Raw genomic sequence first — 19,397 nt, 5'->3', positions numbered from 1 at the left:
CGTCGCAGGCTCAGCGGGTTGTGACGCAGGAGGATCTCGAAGCCCCCGTCGCCCAGCGCAGTTGCTGCTTGCTGTAGGCCTCGATGGTCTCGGGGGCCTCCCCGACCGCCAGGGCGTCGGGGAGGAAGACCGAGCGCCACCCCCGCTCGTGCAGGAGGAGTGACGTCCACACGTCTTCGGATTTCGAATCGGTGTACATGCCGCCGACCTCGTCGATCGCAGACCGGCGGAAGACCACGTTCGTCCCCACGCAGATCGCCGCGTTGAACCGGTTGCGTCCGGGCTGGACGAACCGGTAGAAGACGGTCTGCATGTACGCGGCTCCGCGTGCCACGACGGTGTGCAGGTTTCCGTACACCTGCGGCGTCTGGACGAACGCGACGTCGTCGTGCACGAACAGCGGCATGGTCTGCAGCAGGAACGTCGGCACCGGGACGAAATCGGCGTCGAAGATGGCGAAGAACTCGCCTTTGGCCAGCGTCACGGCGTGGTTGATGTTCCCGGCCTTGGCGCCGTGGGAGCTGAGCCGGCGGACGTACCGGGCGCCGGCGGCCTCGGCCAGGGCCCGTACATCGTCGGAGCGACCGTCGTCGAGGATCCACGTGCGGTGCGCCCCCTGCATCCCCACAGCGGCCGTGACCGTGCGTCGGACGGTGTCGAGGTCTTCGCCGTACACCGTCACGAGCACATCGATCACGACGGGGCGGCCACTCAGGTGGATGCGGTCGTCGTCGCGGGCCAGACGCGGCAGGAGGCGCGCGGCGGCGTCGTGCGCGGCGTAGTCCCGGGGGTTGCGGCCGCTGGAGAGGATCGTCCACATCGACAGCAGCGCCTGCACGACGAGGATGGACTCGGCGACGATGATCATGACGTACGGCAGCAGATCGCCGCGGCTGTCCGGGGCGAGCAGGAACCCCGCGTACGCCAGCACCCCGATGGTCGCGATCACCACGAGCAGGATCATGACGGGCGTCGGCTCCCCGCCCTTCTCCGGATGCTCTGGCGAGTGGCCGTGGCGGTGTCGGTGCGTGGATGGAATGCGTGCCATTGGGTTCCCTTCCCCATGGACGGCGGTGCCCCCACCCGCAGCGCCGTCGGCACGCATGGATCCCTACCCCAGGTTCCGAGCCCCCAGAGCCCGAAACGTTGACTCCATGCTCCGCACCTCCTGCGTCAACGGTGTTCCCCACGTGTGAACGCTGCATGACGATCGCCTGGGCGGTTGGTGACGCGGGTGCGTTCCGCTCTCGGCGGCGCGAAGGAATCGTCCTCCCCGGCGAGGCGTTGTCGGGGTGGACTGAAGACGACGATCGTCGCCGTCCCGGATCCCGCTGCCGCCGCGGCCGTCGCGGTCGAGCTCGTCGATGACGGAGCGCAGTCGATCGAGCTCTGCGGTGGCTTCGGAACGGAGGTGGTGGCCGAGGTCGCGGCCGCCGTGGATGGCCGCGTCCCCGTCGGCGGAGTCACCTACGGCATGGAATCGGTACCGCTCCTGGCGAAGCTGTTCGACGAAGAGCACTAGGCCCCGGGACCGTCTTCCGGTCCCGGGGCCCAGTCCCCACGCGGGTGTGCGGACAGGCCCGGTGGGTCAGCCCCGTTCGATGACGACGTGCTCGTTCGGCACGACGTGCGTCATCGTCAGACCCGACACGTCGCGTGGGCCGTTGTGGCCGAGGTTCTGCAGGCGCTGCAGCTCCTCCTCGTTCAGCGTCTGGGACTGCAGGGGCGGAAGGCCCTTCACGTCGTCGACGGTGATGCCGAGCCCTTCGCCGACGCGGAGGCCCAGCTCGTCGTCGGCCAGGAGGAAGTGCCACACCATCCGCTGCTGGACCTGCGGCGTCGCCTCGCCGATCAGCGTCACGAAGTTGCGCACCAGGTCGTCCTTCTCCCACTGCTCCATCAGCTGGTAGCGCTGGCCCGCCTGCATGTAGTCGTTCGTGCGCGGGATGCGCGCCCGGGTGAGGCGCCCGCTGATCACCGGTCCCTGCTCGTCCTTGGTCGCGTACTCGGCCTCCCGCAAGCCGCCCATGGTCGACGGCTCGTAGTTGACGTGGGGGTTCTGGCCCTCGCCGAGATCCACGCCGTACGACATCTGCCCACCGCGCTGGTTGGTGGCCACGCGGGCGTTCTTCGGGCTGTTCACCGGCAGCTGCAGGTAGTTCGGTCCCACGCGGTACCGCTGCGTGTCCGAGTACGAGAACGTGCGGCCGACCAGCATCTTGTCGTCGGAGAAGTCCAGGCCGTCCACGAGCACGCCCGTGCCGAAAGCGATCTGCTCGTTCTGGTTGTGATGGTCGCTGACGTTGGCGGTGAGCGTCATGGTGCCCACGAGCTTGGGTTCGAACTCGTTCTCCGGCCACACCTTGGTGTCATCGAGCGGGTCGAAGTCCAGTTCGGGGTGGTCGTCGTCGCTCATCATCTGCACATAGAGGTCCCACTGCGGGTAGTCGCCGGACTCGATGGCCTCGTACAAATCCTTCGAGGCATGGCCGAGGTCGGTGGCCTGGATGTTGGCGGCGTCGTCGTCGGTGAGGCTCTTCACCCCGGCGCGCGGCAACCAGTGGTACTTCACCAGCACCGTCTCGCCGGCGGCGTTCACCCACTTGTACGTGTTCACACCGAAGCCCTGCATCGTGCGGTAGTTGGCCGGGATTCCGCGTGGGCTGAAGAGGTTCACCAGCATGTGCATCGACTCGGGGGTCTGCGACATGAAGTCGAAGATCCGCGCCGGCTCCTGGCGGAAGGTCACGGGGTCGGGCTTGAGGGAGTGGATCACGTCGGGGAACTTGATGGCATCCCGGATGAAGAACACCGCCAGGTTGTTGCCGACCAGGTCCCAGTTGCCGTCCTCGGTGTAGAACTTCACGGCGAAACCGCGCGGATCGCGGGCTGCCTCGGAGGAGTCCCGTCCGCCGATCACGCTGGAGAGACGGATGGCGAGGTCGGTCTTCTTGCCCGGGGTGTTGAAGAGCTTCGCGCGCGTGAACTTCTCGATCGGCTCGTCGCCCCACTTCCCGGTCGCCTCGAAATGGCCGAACGCGACGGCTCCGCGCGCGTGCACGACGCGCTCGGGGATGCGCTCGCGGTCGAAGTGACTGATCTTCTCCAGGAACTGGTAGTTCTCGAGGGTGGCGGGGCCACGATCCCCGACGGTGCGGGAGTTCTGGTTGTCGTAGACCGAGTGCCCCTGACGGTTGGTCAGGATGGGGCGCTCCTCCTCGCTGGGGGCGGGGGGTTCGTTCGCGACATCGCTCATGGCGGTCCTCTCGTTCGTTCCCATCCAGCCTGCGTCGCCGGGTGCAGGTGTCTCACCCCCTCGCGGGCAGCGGGATCGCGAGCTATAGTCGCGGCTCTCCGGCGCGGCCGGTGAAGTGGTCCATGGAGGAGTAGACCCCGAACACCTTGTCGGCCACCAGATCCCACGCGCGGGTGGGAAGGACGCCCCGCGCGGCCATGGCGAGCTTCACCGTCCACGGTCGCAGGACGATCGGCGTGCCCCGCAGCATGCCGTTCCACGCGGCCCGGGTGGCCTGCTGCGGCGTCATGATCGGGGTGAGCAGCGGTCCGCGCGCGCCCTCGAACATCCCGGTCGAGACGTAGCTGGGGCAGTACGTCGTGACCGCGATGTGCCGGTGACCGTCTTTTGCGAGCTCGAGCCGCAGGGAGTCGCTCCAGCCGATCATGGCCCACTTGGATGCGGCGTACACGCTCATGTTGGGGTTGGCGAGCGTCCCGGCCGCCGAGGCGATGTTCAGGATGCGCTTGGGCCGGGATGCGTCCGCCATCATGTCGGGGAGGAGCTCCCGGGTCAGCCACATCGCCGCGAGGGCGTTGATCCGCAGGGTCGCCTCGATGTCGCGGACCGGGTCGTGCTCCCAGAAGGGCGCGCCGCGGACGATCCCGGCGTTGTTGATGAGGATGTCGGGCGACCCGAGGTCGGCCCGCACCGAGGCCGCGGCCGTGCGGATGTCCGCCAGCTGCGACACGTCGACGCGGTAGGGGCGCACGTCGGTCCCCGACCGGGAGAGATCCTGCGCCAGGGCGGTCGCCGCCTCGGCATCGATGTCCCACAGTGCGACGGCACGGGCGCCGGCGGCGACGGCCCGCCGGGCGTAGAGCGCACCCATGCCGCGCGCTCCGCCGGTGATGAGCACGACGGAGCCGGAGACGGGGGAGGATGCCTCGGTGCGAGCGGTCATGACGTGCTCCTCCTCAGTGGGTCGGCGAAGGTCCAGGCGAACGTGCGCTCGGCGTTGGCGAGATACGGGCCGCGTGCCGCGGCATCCTCCCAGGCGTATTCCAGGTCTTCCAGCCACAGGCAGCACGCGAGGAACCGGGCGCGGTCGATGACGGCCGCATCGCTCGCCGCTTCGTCGAGAGCATGCGCCAGCTGCGCGGCCGCGTCCGGACCGAGGTCGCGGTGGATGCGGGCCACATCGCGGGCGGGATCGGTGCGGGCGGCGTCGGTCCAGTCGATCACGCCAGTGATCGCCCCGGACCCGTCGACGAGGATGTGCTCGGCGCCGAGGTCGTTGTGGCACGGGATGCTGTCGCCGGTGTCAGGGGGCAGACGATCGAGCGCGCGGAGGACCTGGCCCGCGCGCTCGGCTCCCAGGCGCGACCGCAGCCGCTCGACCCGTTCGATCGCCTCCTCCCGCCAAGCCTTCATCGGATGGAGGTCACGGGGGAGGGCCTGGGCGGCTCTCGATCGGCGTAGAGCTCGCAGCATCCCGGCCAGACCCGAGATCATCGCGGGGGAGACGGGGAACGCGGTGCGCAGGAGCGGGGTTCCTGGCAGCCGCCGGTAGGCGAAGACGCCGTCCTCGTGCGCGAGGGGCGTCGGCACGGCCACCGGGGAGGTCGCGCCGAGCTGTGTCAGCACGCCGACCTCGCGCTCGACGACAGCAGGCGAACCGAAGCGGGCGATGTGATCGCCGACCTCGACGGTGATGTTCTCTGTTCCGTGGGTCAGCAACCGCGCCGGGGCCTCGGCGGGCCACAGCCGGTGGCGTGCGCCGAACTCCGCGACGCGCGCCAGCGTGCTCGGATCGAGTCCCCGCGTGAGCTCGTCGGCCACGGGAAGCGGGTCAGGCGCGCAGGCGCTTGCGGAGGAGCTTCTGCTCCTTGCCGGAGACGGGTGAGTCCGAGGGCACGATGCCGCCCCGGGTTGCGCGGCGCGTGTCCACGACGCTGCCGATGGCGAGGGCGAGCGAGATCCCCCAGCTGAGGAACGCCAGCGCCGTGCGCCAGGTGAACGGGTCGTTGCTGCGAAGGCTCCGCAGGAGCGTCAGACCGCTGGTGATCGCGCTGACAAGACCGGTGCCGAAGAGGTACTTGCGCATACGCCCACGCTATCGGTGCGGAGGGGACGGGGTCGGCGGGCTTGACATGCAAGGCCCCGGGCCCGCCGGGGACTGCGGGGTAGCCTGGAGAGAACACCGCATGGAGGAGCCCGCGTGACCCAGGCAGAGTTCGTCGTCGTCGCCAACCGTCTCCCTGTCGACCGCATCGCCGACGCCGACCCCGACGACGAGGAAGGCTGGCGTCGTTCGCCCGGCGGCCTGGTGACGGCGCTGGAGCCGGTGATGCGCAAGGCCGAGGGTGCATGGGTGGGCTGGGCCGGTCAGGCCGACCTCGAACTCGAGCCGTTCGACTTCGAGGGGACGCATCTCGTACCCGTCAACCTCTCCGCCGACGACGTGGAGAACTACTACGAGGGCTTCTCCAACGACACCATCTGGCCTCTCTACCACGACGTCATCGCCGCCCCGCGGTTCCGGCGGCAGTGGTGGGAGGCCTACGTCAAGGTCAACCAGCGCTTCGCCGACGCGGCGGCGGACGTCGCGGCGGTGAACGCCATCGTGTGGGTGCAGGACTACCAGCTCCAGCTGGTGCCGCGGATGCTGCGCGAGGCCCGGCCGGATCTGACGATCGGCTACTTCCACCACATTCCCTTCCCCGCATACGGGCTGTACTCGCAGCTGCCGTGGCGACGGCAGGTGCTCGAGGGGCTCCTGGGAGCGGATGTCATCGGATTCCAGCGCGTCGCCGACGCCGGCAACTTCGCCCGCGCCGTGCGGCGGCAGCTGCGCTACGAGACGAAGGCGTCGGGCATCTCGGTGCCCGACGGCAGAGGCGGCACGCGGACGGCCCTGGCAAAGGCCTTCCCGATCTCCATCGACGCCGATTCGTACATCGAGCTCGCCCAGCGACCCGACATCCAGGCCCGCGCCCTGGAGATCCGGGAGAGCCTGGGCAACCCGAAGAAGATCCTGCTGGGCGTTGACCGGCTCGACTACACCAAGGGCATCCGTCACCGTCTCAAGGCGTTCGGAGAGCTCCTCGAAGACGGCCGTGTGAGCGTCGACGACGTCACCCTCGTGCAGGTCGCCAGCCCCAGTCGAGAACGCGTGGAGGCCTACATCCAACTGCGCGACGAGATCGAGCTCACCGTCGGGCGCATCAACGGCGACTACGACACGATGGGCCACACGGCCATCCGCTATCTCCATCAGGCCTACCCGCGCGAGGAGATGGTGGCCCTCTACCTCGCCGCCGACGTCATGCTCGTCACCGCGCTGCGCGACGGCATGAACCTCGTGGCGAAGGAGTACGTGGCCAGCCGCGTGGACAACCGCGGTGTGCTCGTCCTGAGTGAATTCGCGGGCGCCGCCGACGAGCTGGGGAGCGCCATCCTCGTCAACCCGCACGACATCGACGGTCTCAAGGACTCGGTGATGCGGGCGATCAACATGCCCGCCGGAGAACAGGGCCGGCGGATGCGGGCCCTGCGCCGGCGCGTGCGCGAACACGACGTCGAAGACTGGTCGCGTGAATTCCTCGACGCGCTCGCCGCCTTCCACGACCGCACCTCGGCGGTGACGGCATGACCACGACCGTCGCCGAAGACCTCCTGGAGCCCCTCGCCCGCACCCCGCGCCTGCTGGTCGCGCTCGACTTCGACGGCACGCTCTCGCCACTGCAGAACGAACCCATGGACGCGCGGATGCTGCCGGCCGCACGCCGCTGCGTCGAAGCGCTCGCCGCCCTGCCCGACACCGTCGTGGCTCTGGTCTCAGGGCGCAGCCTGCGCGACCTCCGCGTCATCGCCGAGCACGACGATGCCTCGCCGCTGTGGCTGGCAGGTTCCCACGGCGCCGAGTACTGGCAGCCGGGCGTCGGCGCGATCGAACCCCACGAGGACCCGGAGGAGGTCGCCCTCCGCGACCGCCTGCGCGCCCTCGCCGAGGAGGCCACGCGCGGTATGGCAGGCGTGTGGATCGAGCCGAAGACCTTCGGACTCGGCGTGCACACCCGCCGCGCCGACGCCGTGACCGCCGAGCACGCCGACCGCGTCGTGGACGACATCGTGCGCGCGCACGCGCCGGCGTGGCGACGACGCACGGGCCACAACATCCTCGAGTACGCCTTCCGCCACGAAGGCAAGGACACCGCCGTGCGGACGCTGCGCGAACGCGCGGGCGCCTCTGCGGTGCTCTTCGCCGGCGACGACGTGACCGACGAGGACGCCATCCGCTCGCTCGGGCGTGATGACCTGGGCGTGCGGGTCGGGCCGGGGGAGACCGCCGCCACCGTCACCGTCGCCGACATCGCCGCGTTCGCCGACCTTCTCGACGTGCTGGCGCGGATGCGGGGCCGGGCTCTCGGCGTCGCGTCGGACTGAGCTCCCGCCACGCACCGGACTATCGGTAACGCCGATACTCCGCATCGGTGAACCTCTCTTCCCTGATGGTGCGCGTCGTGAAGATAGTGGGTTAGCCGCACCGTTGCGCCCGCCCGGGCTGCCGGTGCGTTCCGGATCCATCAAAGGAGATGAAATGGAACCTCGTCGACCCTTGCGCTACTGGCGCAAGACAGCGGTCGTCACCGCGACCGCCTTGGCACTGACCATGGTGTTCGCGGGCTGCGCCGGACCGTCCACGCCGACCGGTACGTCGGGCGCTCCCGAGCCGGAGGTGCCGGAGGTCATCCCGATGACCGTCGCACGCGGCGCCGTGACGATCGAGAACTCGATCCTCGCGCACGAGCAGGGCTTCTTCGAGGAGGCCGGCCTCGACGTCGACCTCCAGGTCACCGGCGGTGGCGGCGGCGCAGCGACCAACTCGGCGCTCATCGCGGGCGAGATGGACATCGCCGCGACCGACGCGGTCACCGCGGTGCGTGCGATCAACGAGAATATGCCGATCGTCGTGGTCGCGGGTACGAAGTCCGCCGACCCCAACCAGGAGGGCGACGCCTCGGACGGCCTCATCGTGCCGCCCGGCAGCCCGATCGCCGATTGGTCCGACCTGCGCGGTAAGAAGATCGGCGTGCCCGAGCTCGGCGGCCTGCCGCACCTCACGGTCGTCGCGGCGCTCGAGGAGAACGACATCCCGCTCAGCGAGGTCGAGTTCGTGCCGATCCCGGTCGACGCCCTCGTGCCCGCCGCGGAGAACGGCCAGGTCGACGCGATCTTCACGTTCAGCATCTTCCTGCTCCAGGCTGTCGATGGCGGGTTCACCCGTGTCGGCACCGGAGTGCGCGAGTTCCTTCCGTACGCGCCGCAGGTCGTGTGGGTCGCGAGCCGCGAATACGTCGAGAACAATCCCGAGGCGGTCGAGCGCTTCCTGACCGGGCTCGGCGAGGGCACCGAGTTCTCCAACGAGAACCCCGATGAGGTGCGCCGCGTGTACCGCGAGAACACGGAGCTGCCGCCACCCTTCATCGACAACGTGATGGCGCTGGACGTGCTCTCGGTCGAGTTCGACCAGAAGGGCTGGGACCGCATGCTCGAGATCATGAAGACCCTGGGTGAAGTGCGTGACGACCTCACGTTCGAAGAGCTGGTCTGGGAAGGGGCTCGCTGACCGGCATCCGCCGGCAGGTGAGAACACCATCGTGACGTGGACCCAGACCATCCGTGCGAGCGCGGCGGCGGAAACCCGCCGCCGCGCCGTACCGACCATCGCCCTGTGGCGCGTGGGCGTGTTCGTCGCCGGGATCGCGCTGTGGGCGCTCCTCTCGGTGTCGGACGTCGTCCCGGCGGGCTTGCTGCCCTCGCCGTTCGCCGTCGTGGTGGCGCTGACCGAGCAACTCGTGACAGCCGAATACTGGCAGGCGATCGGACTCACTCTGTGGGGCGCAGCCGTCGGGCTCGCGGCCGCAGCCATCGTCGGGATCGCGGTCGGTCTCCTCACGGCGGGTTCGTCCGCCGCGGAACTGTCGATGAGGTTCGTCATCGACTTCGGCCGCGCGTTCCCCGCTGTCGCCCTGATCGCCGTGATGGTGCTCATCCTGGGTCGTGGGATCGAGCTGAAGGCGACGCTCGTGTTCGTCGCCGTCGTCTTCCTCATCATCGTGCAGACGCAGCAGGGCGTGCGCCGCATCCCGCCGTCCATCATCGAGACGGCGCGGGCTTTCCGCACGCCGCGCGCGCTGCTCGTGCGGCGTGTCCTGCTCCCCAGCGCCGCGCCGTCGATCCTGACCGGTCTTCGTCTGGGCGCGTCCGTCGCCGTGCTCGTGGCGATCTCCACTGAGGTCCTCAGCGGGTCGGCGGGCATCGGCAACCGGATCACCGACGCGCAACTGGGAGCGAATCCGCCTCTGGCGTACGCGTACATCGTGACTGCCGGCCTGCTCGGATTCGGCGTGAACGTGGGTCTCGAGAAGCTGCAGTCGGCGATCGTGCGCTGGCGGCCCGCTCTCGATGGGGAGGATTGACATGAACGCGCGCACCTACGGTCCCGTGACCCGGATCATCCTGCTGGCGTGGCTTCCCATCGTCCTCATCGTGCTGTGGTTCGTCGTGTCCGCGCAGTCGACCTCGGTGTTCTGGCCGCCGTTGTCCACGATCCTCGCGAAGTTCGGGGACTGGGCCGCCTCCGGAACGCTGTGGAGCTCGCTGGCGTACAGCTTCGGCAACTACTTCATGGCCCTCATCCTCGCGACGGTCGTGGGGATCGGCATCGGCACCGCGATCGGGCTCATGCCGCGCGCGGGGCAAGTCCTCTCGCCCTACTTGGACTTCTTCCGCACGCTGCCCATCGTGGTGTTCGTGCCCATCGTGATCCTCACGCTCGGCGTGGGCCGCGGGCCGAAGGTGTTCCTGATCTTCCTCGCATGCGTGTGGCCCATCTTGCTCAACGCGATCGAGGGCGTGCGCTCGATCCAGCCCAGCGTGTTCGAGACCGCGCGGTCGTACCGCATCCCGCTCGCGCTGCGCATCCGTCGCGTCGTGCTGCCGGGAGCCGCGCCGCAGATCGCGATCGGCCTCCGGCTGGCGATCTCGATCGGCATCGTGATGCTCGTCGTGAGCGAGATGTACGGCTCGACGGAAGGCGTCGGGCACTTCATCCTGCAGAGCGGGCAGCGGTTCCAGTTGGCGCAAGCGTGGGCGGGGACCCTGCTCATCGGCGTCATCGGATGGCTGTTCACCGCGCTGTACATGTTCGGCGAGCACCGCGTGCTCGTATGGACCCGGCAGGACGCAGAGACGCGTCGTTCCGGGCGCGTCTCGAAGGGAGACAAGTCATGACTCGTGACCTGGCGACGGATGTGGCGCTCACCGCGTCGCACGTGAGCAAGGCGTTCGGCACCGGTGACGATCGCGTGGAGGTGATCCGGGGTCTGCACCTGCAGATCCGCGCCGGTGACGTCACGTGCCTCGTGGGCCCCTCGGGAGTGGGTAAGACGACCCTCCTGCGGCTGCTCGCGGGCCTCGCTGCCCCCACGAGCGGGACGGTGTCGCTGGGTGACGCCGAGATCACGGCGCCGTCCGAGAAGATCGCCGTCGTGTTCCAGGACTACCGCGGTTCACTCATGCCCTGGATGAAGGTCGCGCAGAACGTGGCCTTCCCGCTCGAGGGGCGCGGGGTGGGCAAGGTTGAACGCTTGCGGCGCGCGAACGAAGCGCTCGAGGTCGTGGGTTTGGGTGGCAACGAGGACAAGTACCCGTGGCAGTTGTCCGGCGGCATGCAGCAGCGTGTCGCGATCGCCCGTGCGCTCGCGTACGAGGCGCCCATCATGCTCATGGACGAGCCGTTCGGGTCGCTCGACGCGCAGACGCGCTTCGATCTCGAGGACCTCGTGCTGCGGTTGCGCAACGACATCGGGATCACGATCGTCGTCGTGACGCACGACATCGACGAGGCGGTGTATCTCGGTGATCGCGTGGTCGTGCTCGGCGGGCGGCCGTCGGTCATCGTGGACGACGTGGAGGTGCCACTGGGACGCGAGCGCACGCAGCTGACCACGAAGTCCACACCGACGTTCGTGGAACTGCGCACGCGCGTGCTGGGAGAGATCCAGCAGTACGGCCTGACGCCGACGGCGACGTCCGAGTGAGCGCGCGGCTGCCGTGGGCACGACCCGCAGAGGTGACCGCATGACGACGCAGGGACCGGACGCGCCGTTCGCGCTCGCGCGGTTCCGCGACGGCGAGGGCACGGTGCTCGGGCTCGTCGCGGGGGACCGCATCCGCGCGCTCGGACCCGATGACCTCGGTGCCGCGGACCTGAACTCGTTCCTCGCGACCGGGGAGTGGGGACGCCTCGCCCGTCTCGTGGACGTCGACGGCCCGTGGCGTCCGCTCGCGGACGTGACGCTGACGGCACCCGTCGAGCCGCGTCAGGTCCTCCAGGCCGGGGCCAACTACCGCACGCACGTCATCCAGCTCGCGATCGCGGGGATGACCCGCCGGGACAGCGGTCTGAGCGAGGAGGAGGCGCGTGCGCGTGCGGAACGCGCGATGGACGCGCGGGCCGCGAGCGGTCGCGCCTACGTGTTCATCGGCATGCCGGCGTGCGTCGTGGGCGACGACGAGCCCCTCGTGCTGCCTGCCGGCAGCGAACAGCACGATTGGGAGCTCGAGCTCGCCGCCGTCATCGGGAGCCGCGCGTTCCGCGTGACCCCGGAGGAGGCGCCCGCGCACATCGCCGGCTACACGATCGTGAACGACATCACGACGCGCGACCTCGCGTTCCCGGCGGACATCGGCGGTCTCGGAGCGGACTGGTTCCGTTCCAAGAACTCACCCGGGTTCCTCCCCACCGGTCCTTTCCTCGTCCCCGCGGGCTTCGTGGACCCCAGCGACCTGCGCGTGCGCCTCGACCTGAACGACCGCGCGATGCAGGACGCGACGACCGCCGAGCTCGTGCACGACGTCGCGCACATCGTGTCCACGGCGTCGCACACGCTCCCGTTGCTGCCGGGAGACCTCATCCTCACCGGCAGCCCCGCGGGAAACGGGCAGCACTGGGGCCGGTTCCTGCAGGACGGGGACGTCCTCACCGGGAGTATCACGCACCTGGGCACTCAGGTCGTGCGCTGCGTCGCCGACACGGGGGACCCGGCTGCCTGACCCCGCGCTGCACGCGGTCGCGCGCGCTACGGCGGCGTCACGCCAGGTCGCGCACCGCCTCGGTGAACAGACCCCGCAGCCACTCGTGCTCGGGATCGTTCTCGTGCGCGGGATGCCACCACAGCGCCTCGATGAGCGGAACGGGTTCGAACGGCAGCTCGCACACCGCCACCCCGCCGAGCCCCTGCACGCGCGGGGCGAGCTTGCGCTGGATCAGCGCGAGACGATCCGTGCCGGCGACGTACAGCGGCAGGAGCGAGAAGCTCTCCACGATGGCCTCGATGCGCGGCTGCAGGCCGAGCTGCTCGAGCTGACGCCCCACCGCCGTGAACGACACGCGCGTCTGGTAGGTGAACACCCACGGCGACGCGGACAGCGTCTCCAGGCTCAGCGTCGGGTGCACGCGCGGATTGTCGGCGGCGGCGAGGACCACCCAATCGTCGCGCCACAGGTCCATGCACGGACGGTCGGCCGCGATGCCGTGCGGGAGGATCAGGGCATCCAGCGATGCGAGGCGGTTGAGCACGTCGTCGATGCCCATGCTCGAGGTCGGCACGAAGCGCACGCGCACGCCCGGCGCCTGCGCGCTGGCCAGACGCGACACCGCCGGGCCGATCACCGTCAGCGCGTAGTCGGACCCGTGCACCGTGAAGGTGCGCGAGGATTCCGACGGGTCCCACCGCGATTGGCTCTCGAACACGCGACGGACCGCGTTGAGCGCGTCCGCGGTGTGTTCGGGCAGGCGCGCCGCGAGCGGCGTGAGCTCGTAGGTGTTGCCCCGCCGCGCCAGCAGGGGGTCGTCGAAGTGCACGCGAAGGCGCGCGAGGGCGGCGCTCAGCGACGGCTGGCTCAGGCGCAACCGCTCGGCTGCGCGCGTGACGTTGCGCTCGGTGAGCAGGGCATCCAGCGCCACCAGCAGGTTGAGGTCCAGGCGGGAGAGCAACGGGTCGTCGGGCACGGTCGGGCTCCTGTCTCGGGTGGCCCGACCCTATCGGTAATCCTGATGCTTGCGATAGTGATTCTGCGGTTCCCCAATGGGCTTGCCCTCCCACAGACTCGGCATGCGGCCCCATTCCGCGCCGCTGAAAGGATCGAAGATGATCACTCTGCTTTCGCACTTGTCCTACGTCGCCCTGACCACGCGCGATGTCGATGCGTCGGTCGACTTCTACGTCACGCACGTGGGCATGACCGAGGTGGCCCGTGACGAGGACCGCGTGTACCTGCGCACATGGGGCGACTACTACAGCTACAGCCTCGTGATCGAGCGGGGAGACGAGACGGCGCTGCACTCGATGGCGTGGCGCACGGCGAGCGCCGAGGCGCTCGAGGAGGCGGTCCGTCGCATCGAGGCCAAGGGCGGCGTCGGCGAGTGGTTCGACGGCCACGACATCGGCCGGGCCTACCGCTTCGTGGGACCGTGGGGCCACACGATGGTGCTGCACTGGGATGCAGTGCACCACCGCTACACCCAGGGCGAGCTCGCCTCGACCTTCCCGGACCGTCCGCAGCGCCGGTCGCGTCTCGCCGGCGCGCCGCGTCAGCTGGACCACGTCACGATCTGCGCGAGCGACGTGGACGCGTTCTGCCAGTGGTACCACGAGGTGCTCGGCTTCCGCATCATGGCCCGCACGGTCCTCGAGGAGGCGCCCATCTCGGTGTTCTCGGTGCTCACGACGAACGAGAAGTCGCACGACCTCGGCGTCGTGCTGGACGGATCCACGCGCTCGGGACGGGTCAACCACTACGCCTACTGGTACGACACGCGCGAGGAGATGCTCATCGCTGCGGATCTGCTCATGGAGGCCGGCGTGCACATCGAGTACGGCCCGACGATCCACGGCATCGGCGAGCAGTCGTTCCTGTACTACCGCGAGCCCTCGGGCATGCGCGTCGAACTGAACACCGGCGGCTACCGCAACTACGTACCGGACTGGGAGCCGCAGACGTGGAAGACGTCGCAGGGCTCGTACGACATCTACCGCAACAGCTCGATGCCGCTGTCGCTGACCGAGTCGTTCCCTCCCGCGGACGGACCTACCGCGACCGAGGAAGGCGTCCCGGACGAGATCAAGGGCGACCTGCTCAGGGACAAGGCATGATCCGGCGCGCGACGCGGAGCGTGTCGTGAGCTCCCTGTCCGAGAACCCCGCGGACCTCGACCGCGCCGACGCGCTCGGCGAAGTCGTCATCCGAGCCGAGGAGTACCGCAACTGGGGGCGGTGGGGCGCCGACGACGCGCTGGGGACGCTCAACTTCATCGATGCAGCCAAGCGGGTCGAAGCGGCGCGACTGGTAACGGAAGGCCGGGCCGTCACGCTCGCCCAGGCGTTCAACGAGGACGGTCCGCAGCGCGGGTGGAAGAAGCGCAACAATCCCGTGCACACGATGACGGGTACAGGGCTCGACCACGAGCGCAACCCGGACTACAACCCGCACGGTATCGGGGGCGCGGACGACATGATCGTGATGCCGCTCCAGTGCTCGACGCAGTGGGACGGCCTCGGCCACATCTTCGACCGCGGCCTGGCCTACAACGGGCGTCCCGCGGGTGACGTCGTGACGACGCAGGGCGATCGCGTGACCGGCATCGAGCACGCAGCCGACGTGATCATCTCCCGCGGCGTGCTGCTGGACATGGGCCGCTTCCTGCGCCCCGAGTCCGGCGAGCTCGAGGACGGGTACGCGATCACCGCGGCGGACCTCGACGCGTGCGTGCGCGCTCAGGGTGACAGTGCACGCGTGGGGCGCGGCGACATCGTGCTCGTGCGCACGGGTCAGTTGGCGCGTGCGCGTCGCAACGGATGGGGGGAGTACGCGGGCGGCCCCGCTCCCGGTCTGTCCCTCACGACCGCCGGCTGGCTGCACCGCACCGAGATCGCGGCGATCGCGACCGACACGTGGGGATTCGAAGTGCGTCCCAATGAGTTCGACGAGTCGTTCCAGCCGCTGCACCAGATCGTGATCCCGAACATGGGGCTCACGGTCGGCGAGATGTGGGACCTTGAAGAGCTCGGTGCCGTGTGCGCCGCATCCGGCCGGTACGAGTTCCTGCTGTCCGCAGCGCCCTTCCCATCACGGGTGCGGTCGGTTCGCCGCTGAACCCGATCGCCCTCATCTGAAGTCCCGGGGCACTGCGCCCCATCCACTCTCTGAACGAGGAGGTTCCGAGGTGCCAGCTGTCACCAGTGTCGCGATCGCGGGAGCGGGTGTGTCCGGTCTCGCGGCCGCCATCCGCCTCGCGCGCGCCGGCGTCGCCGTCGACCTGATCGAAGCCCAGCCCGAGCTCACCGCGCTCGGGTCGGGGATCTCCCTGCAGGCCAATGCACTGCAGGCGTTCGCCGCGCTGGGTGTGTGGGAGGACATCTCCGCAGCGGGCTACGCGTTCGACGGGCTCGTACTGCGCGCGCCGGGCCCGGACGCCCCTGTCATCGCACGCCGCGCGGAGGGCTCGACGCGTCTGCCCGGGATGCCGTCGGCGATGGGGATGCCCCGTCCGGCGCTCGCGCGCATCCTCTTCGAGCACGCGCAGGAAGCGGGCGTGCGGGCCCGCTTCGGCATCCGCGCGACCGGGACGCGCGAGCACGACGGCGTCGTGACGCTCGAATCTCCCGACGGGGATGTGGGGACGTACGACCTCGTGATCGGTGCCGACGGACTGCACTCCGCAATCCGCGCGGGTATCGGCATCGCGACCGTGCCCGAGCACACGGGCATGGGGATCTGGCGTGCGTTCGTCTCACGTCCCGCCGAGGTCGAGACGACCGAGCTGTACTACGGCGGGCCCGCGTACATCGCGGGGTACACCCCCACGGGCGCGGACTCGATGTACGCATTCCTCGTGTTCGACGCCGAGAAGCACTTCGACATGCCCGCGGCCGAAGCCGCCGCGTACATGCGCGACCGCTCTCGTGCGTACGGCGGGCCGTGGGACAGCATCCGCGCGGACCTGGACGCGGGGGAGGCCCTCGTGAACTACACGTGGTTCACGCGGCACGTCGTGCCGGCGCCCTGGAACCGCGGGCGCGTCGTGATCATCGGCGACGCCGCGCACTCGTGCCCGCCCACGATCGCGCAGGGCGCCGCGCAAGCGCTCGAAGACGCCCTCATCCTCACGGACCTCCTCGTTGACGCCGCGGAGATCACGCCCGCCCTGTGGGACGAGTTCCACCGTCGCCGCGTCGCGCGCGCGACGGCCGTCGTCGACGCGTCCGTGCAGCTCGCGGAATGGCAGCGCGACGGCGAGGACCACTCCGCGGAGATGCCACGTCTGATCGCCGAGCTCGGCGAGCGCCTCGCCCGCCCGCTGTGAAACCAGGAGGAATCGCATGAAGATCGCACGATGGATGAACCGCGGCGCACTCGAGGAGGGATTCGTCGAGGCTGACGGCGCCGTGCCGCTCCCCGACGGCATCACGGTCGCGGACCTGCTGCGCGGCGGGCTCGCCTTCGCGCACGAGGTGCACGCCGCGACGGTCGGTCGCGCGGCGCGCGCGCTCGCGGACGTCGAGCTGCTGCCGCCTGTCGTGCCCGCCGCCGTGCGCGATTTCGCGGTGTTCGAGGAGCACGTGGAGGGCATGAGCGCGGACGCGCAGGGGCGCCCGAACGTGCCCGCCCCATGGTACGAGTCGCCCCGGTTCTACTTCACGAACCCGCACACGCTGCACGGATCGGGTGCCCGCATCCGCCCGCCTGCGACCGAGCGCCTCGACTACGAGCTCGAGGTCGCCGTCGTGCTCGGCGGTGAGCCGGGGGAGGACCTGGATCCGGCCGAGGCGGCCACCCGCATCTTCGGCTACGCCATCATGAACGACTGGTCGGCGCGCGACATCCAGGGCCGCGAGATGAACGTGCGGCTGGGGCCCGCGAAGGGGAAGGACTTCGCGACGTCGCTCGGTCCCTGGATCGTGACGGCGGACGAGCTGGCCGACCGCATCGACGACGACGGCTTCCTCGCTCTGCGCGCCGAGGTCTCGGTCAACGGCGTCCTCACCGGCGCCGACCTGCTCTCGAACATGGCCTGGACGTTCCCCGAGCTCATCTCGTACGCGTCCCGCGCGTCGCGCGTCGTGCCCGGTGATGTCATCGGATCGGGCACGACGGGCAACGGCGGATGCCTCGCCGAGCTGTGGGGCCTCGCGGGCGGCGCGCTCGTGCCGCCACCGCTGCAGGCGGGCGACGTGGTGAGCATGCGCGTGGAACGCCTCGGCGAACTCGTCGGCATCGTGGATCCGGCTCGCATGCATCCGCACGAGATCCCCCCCGCCCGCCGGCGGCCGCAGCCGCGGGCACGATCGGTGCCCGCCCGGGAATAGACTGCGGGAATGCCCGACAGCACCATCGACATCAAGCCGCGCAGCCGCGTGGTGACCGACGGAATCGAAGCCACCACGTCCCGCGGCATGCTCCGCGGGGTCGGCATGGGCGATGAGGACTGGGACAAGCCCCAGATCGGCATCGCCTCGAGCTGGAACGAGATCACGCCCTGCAACCTGAGCCTGGACCGGCTCGCGCAGGGCGCGAAGGAGGGTGTGCACTCCGGCGGCGGCTACCCGCTGCAGTTCGGCACGATCTCCGTCTCCGACGGCATCTCGATGGGCCACGAGGGCATGCACTTCTCGCTCGTCTCGCGCGAGGTCATCGCCGACTCCGTCGAGACCGTCGTCATGGCCGAGCGCCTCGACGGCACGGTGCTCCTGGCCGGCTGCGACAAGTCCATCCCCGGGATGCTGATGGCCAGCGCACGGCTGGACCTCTCGAGCGTCTTCCTCTACGCCGGCTCGATCGCCCCCGGCTGGGTCAAGCTGTCGGACGGCACCGAGAAGGAGATCACGATCATCGACTCCTTCGAAGGAGTCGGAGCGTGCCTGGCCGGTCGCATGAGCGAGGCCGACCTCAAGCGCATCGAATGCGCCTTCGCCCCCGGCGAGGGCGCGTGCGGCGGGATGTACACGGCCAACACGATGGCCTCGGTCGCCGAGGCGCTGGGCCTGAGCCTGCCCGGATCGGCGGCCCCGCCGTCGGCCGACCGACGCCGCGACTACTTCGCGCACCGCTCCGGCGAGGCCGTCGTGAATCTGCTGCGCCTGGGCATCACGACGCGCGACATCCTCACCAAGGAGGCGTTCGAGAACGCCATCGCCCTCGCGATGGCCCTCGGCGGCTCCACGAACGTCGTCCTGCACCTCCTCGCGATCGCGCGTGAGGCCGAGGTCGAGCTGAACCTGCACGATTTCAACCGCATCGGCGACAAGGTCCCGCACATCGCCGACATGAAGCCGTTCGGCAACTACGTCATGAACGACGTCGACCGCCAGGGCGGCATCCCCGTCATCATGAAGGCGATGCTCGACGAGGGCCTGCTGCATGGCGACGCCCTGACGGTCACGGGCAAGACGCTGGCCGAGAACCTGCGGGATCTGGCCCCCGACCCCGTCGACGGCACCGTCATCCACTCCTTCGACAACCCCATCCACGCCACCGGCGGCATCACGATCCTGCACGGCTCGATGGCGCCCGAGGGCGCGGTCGTGAAGACCGCGGGCTTCGACGCGGCGGTCTTCGAGGGGCCCGCGCGCGTGTTCGAGCGCGAGCGCGCCGCGATGGACGCACTCGAGGCGGGGGAGATCACCGCCGGCGACGTCGTGGTCATCCGCTACGAGGGCCCCAAGGGCGGGCCGGGCATGCGCGAGATGCTCGCGATCACGGCCGCCATCAAGGGCGCTGGCCTCGGAAAAGATGTACTACTCTTGACGGACGGTCGATTCTCCGGCGGCACAACCGGCCTGTGCATCGGCCACATAGCACCCGAAGCGGTGGACGCAGGTCCCATCGCATTCGTGCGCGATGGTGATCTGATACGGGTCGATATCGCGGCTCGCACTCTCGACCTACTCGTCGACGAGACCGAGCTGAGCTCCCGCCGCAACGGCTGGGAGCCGCTTCCTCCGCGCTATACCCGTGGCGTCCTGGCCAAGTACTCCAAGCTCGTGCACTCCGCTGCGGAGGGCGCGGTCACGGGGTAACCCCGGCCCTTCCG

The 19,397-nt window shown here is 69.7% G+C and carries 18 protein-coding genes and 1 pseudogene; 13 read left to right on the top strand and 6 right to left on the bottom strand.

The genetic code is table 11. The features are described 5' to 3' along the window. Positions 1–10: 10 nt before the first annotated feature. Complete coding sequence (locus F6J85_RS18000; protein ID WP_238706918.1) at positions 11–1,048, bottom strand: glycosyltransferase; 1,038 nt, start codon at positions 1,046–1,048, stop codon at positions 11–13. Positions 1,049–1,234: 186 nt separating this feature from the next. Here F6J85_RS18000 and F6J85_RS10355 point away from each other — a divergent pair, with 186 nt between their 5' ends. Beyond that, positions 1,235–1,522, top strand: coding sequence for a DUF6506 family protein (locus tag F6J85_RS10355; RefSeq protein ID WP_150924911.1), 288 nt, complete (start codon positions 1,235–1,237; stop codon positions 1,520–1,522). A 66-nt stretch (positions 1,523–1,588) separates the two neighbouring features. Here the strand turns inward: F6J85_RS10355 and F6J85_RS10350 are convergent, their stop codons facing one another. The 4 genes from F6J85_RS10350 to F6J85_RS10335 all read right to left on the bottom strand — a co-directional run bounded on the left by F6J85_RS10350 (position 1,589) and on the right by F6J85_RS10335 (position 5,342). Next, a complete protein-coding gene (locus F6J85_RS10350) occupies positions 1,589–3,256 on the bottom strand; it encodes a catalase (protein ID WP_150924910.1) in 1,668 nt (555 codons plus the stop codon). 82 nt (positions 3,257–3,338) lie between these two features. Further along, positions 3,339–4,199: an SDR family NAD(P)-dependent oxidoreductase gene (locus F6J85_RS10345; protein WP_150924909.1), complete on the bottom strand. Its 861-nt coding sequence runs from the start codon at positions 4,197–4,199 to the stop codon at positions 3,339–3,341. Next, complete coding sequence (locus F6J85_RS10340) at positions 4,196–5,077, bottom strand: phosphotransferase family protein (RefSeq protein WP_150924908.1); 882 nt, start codon at positions 5,075–5,077, stop codon at positions 4,196–4,198. The genes F6J85_RS10345 and F6J85_RS10340 overlap by 4 nt, the downstream gene beginning before the upstream one ends. Positions 5,078–5,087: 10 nt before the next feature. Next, positions 5,088–5,342, bottom strand: a complete 255-nt coding sequence (locus F6J85_RS10335) for a hypothetical protein (RefSeq protein WP_150919925.1) — start codon at positions 5,340–5,342, stop codon at positions 5,088–5,090. 114 nt (positions 5,343–5,456) lie between these two features. Between F6J85_RS10335 and F6J85_RS10330 the strand changes: the two genes are divergently transcribed. The 7 genes from F6J85_RS10330 to F6J85_RS10300 all read left to right on the top strand — a co-directional run bounded on the left by F6J85_RS10330 (position 5,457) and on the right by F6J85_RS10300 (position 12,358). Next, complete coding sequence (locus F6J85_RS10330) at positions 5,457–6,890, top strand: alpha,alpha-trehalose-phosphate synthase (UDP-forming) (protein WP_150924907.1); 1,434 nt, start codon at positions 5,457–5,459, stop codon at positions 6,888–6,890. Further along, on the top strand, positions 6,887–7,684 hold the full coding sequence (gene otsB / locus F6J85_RS10325; protein WP_150924906.1) for a trehalose-phosphatase: 798 nt from the start codon (positions 6,887–6,889) through the stop codon (positions 7,682–7,684). The genes F6J85_RS10330 and otsB overlap by 4 nt, the downstream gene beginning before the upstream one ends. Positions 7,685–7,838: 154 nt before the next feature. After that, positions 7,839–8,867 (top strand): ABC transporter substrate-binding protein, encoded by a 1,029-nt coding sequence (locus F6J85_RS10320; protein ID WP_191906580.1) that lies wholly within the window; start codon positions 7,839–7,841, stop codon positions 8,865–8,867. A 31-nt stretch (positions 8,868–8,898) separates the two neighbouring features. Next, a complete protein-coding gene (locus F6J85_RS10315) occupies positions 8,899–9,720 on the top strand; it encodes an ABC transporter permease (protein ID WP_191906579.1) in 822 nt (273 codons plus the stop codon). Between the two features lies 1 nt (position 9,721). Continuing rightward, complete coding sequence (locus F6J85_RS10310; protein ID WP_191906578.1) at positions 9,722–10,534, top strand: ABC transporter permease; 813 nt, start codon at positions 9,722–9,724, stop codon at positions 10,532–10,534. Continuing rightward, positions 10,531–11,343 carry an ABC transporter ATP-binding protein gene (locus tag F6J85_RS10305; RefSeq protein ID WP_150919931.1) on the top strand — a complete coding sequence of 271 codons (813 nt, stop codon included), beginning with the start codon at positions 10,531–10,533 and terminating at the stop codon, positions 11,341–11,343. Before F6J85_RS10310 ends, F6J85_RS10305 begins: the two co-directional genes overlap by 4 nt. A gap of 40 nt (positions 11,344–11,383) precedes the next feature. Beyond that, a complete protein-coding gene (locus F6J85_RS10300) occupies positions 11,384–12,358 on the top strand; it encodes a fumarylacetoacetate hydrolase family protein (RefSeq protein ID WP_150924902.1) in 975 nt (324 codons plus the stop codon). A 37-nt stretch (positions 12,359–12,395) separates the two neighbouring features. On the opposite strand, the gene F6J85_RS10295 is transcribed toward F6J85_RS10300, so the two are convergent. Next, on the bottom strand, positions 12,396–13,316 hold the full coding sequence (locus tag F6J85_RS10295) for a LysR family transcriptional regulator (RefSeq protein ID WP_150924901.1): 921 nt from the start codon (positions 13,314–13,316) through the stop codon (positions 12,396–12,398). 139 nt (positions 13,317–13,455) lie between these two features. Here F6J85_RS10295 and F6J85_RS10290 point away from each other — a divergent pair, with 139 nt between their 5' ends. From F6J85_RS10290 to ilvD, 5 genes and pseudogenes are all read left to right on the top strand, one after another. After that, positions 13,456–14,460: a VOC family protein gene (locus F6J85_RS10290; RefSeq protein ID WP_150924900.1), complete on the top strand. Its 1,005-nt coding sequence runs from the start codon at positions 13,456–13,458 to the stop codon at positions 14,458–14,460. Between the two features lie 25 nt (positions 14,461–14,485). After that, a pseudogene (locus F6J85_RS10285) lies at positions 14,486–15,480 on the top strand (cyclase family protein). A gap of 50 nt (positions 15,481–15,530) precedes the next feature. Next, positions 15,531–16,670 carry an FAD-dependent monooxygenase gene (locus tag F6J85_RS10280; RefSeq protein ID WP_150924899.1) on the top strand — a complete coding sequence of 380 codons (1,140 nt, stop codon included), beginning with the start codon at positions 15,531–15,533 and terminating at the stop codon, positions 16,668–16,670. Between the two features lie 16 nt (positions 16,671–16,686). Beyond that, a complete protein-coding gene (locus F6J85_RS10275) occupies positions 16,687–17,673 on the top strand; it encodes a fumarylacetoacetate hydrolase family protein (RefSeq protein WP_150924898.1) in 987 nt (328 codons plus the stop codon). 9 nt (positions 17,674–17,682) lie between these two features. Then, positions 17,683–19,383, top strand: a complete 1,701-nt coding sequence (gene ilvD, locus F6J85_RS10270) for a dihydroxy-acid dehydratase (RefSeq protein ID WP_150919953.1) — start codon at positions 17,683–17,685, stop codon at positions 19,381–19,383. Positions 19,384–19,397 lie beyond the last annotated feature (14 nt).

This window comes from Microbacterium lushaniae, from assembly GCF_008727775.1.
Taxonomy (GTDB): Bacteria; Actinomycetota; Actinomycetes; order Actinomycetales; family Microbacteriaceae; genus Microbacterium; species Microbacterium lushaniae.
Note: the sequence above shows the minus strand (reverse complement) of the source record. Positions and strands in the feature narration are given on the sequence as shown.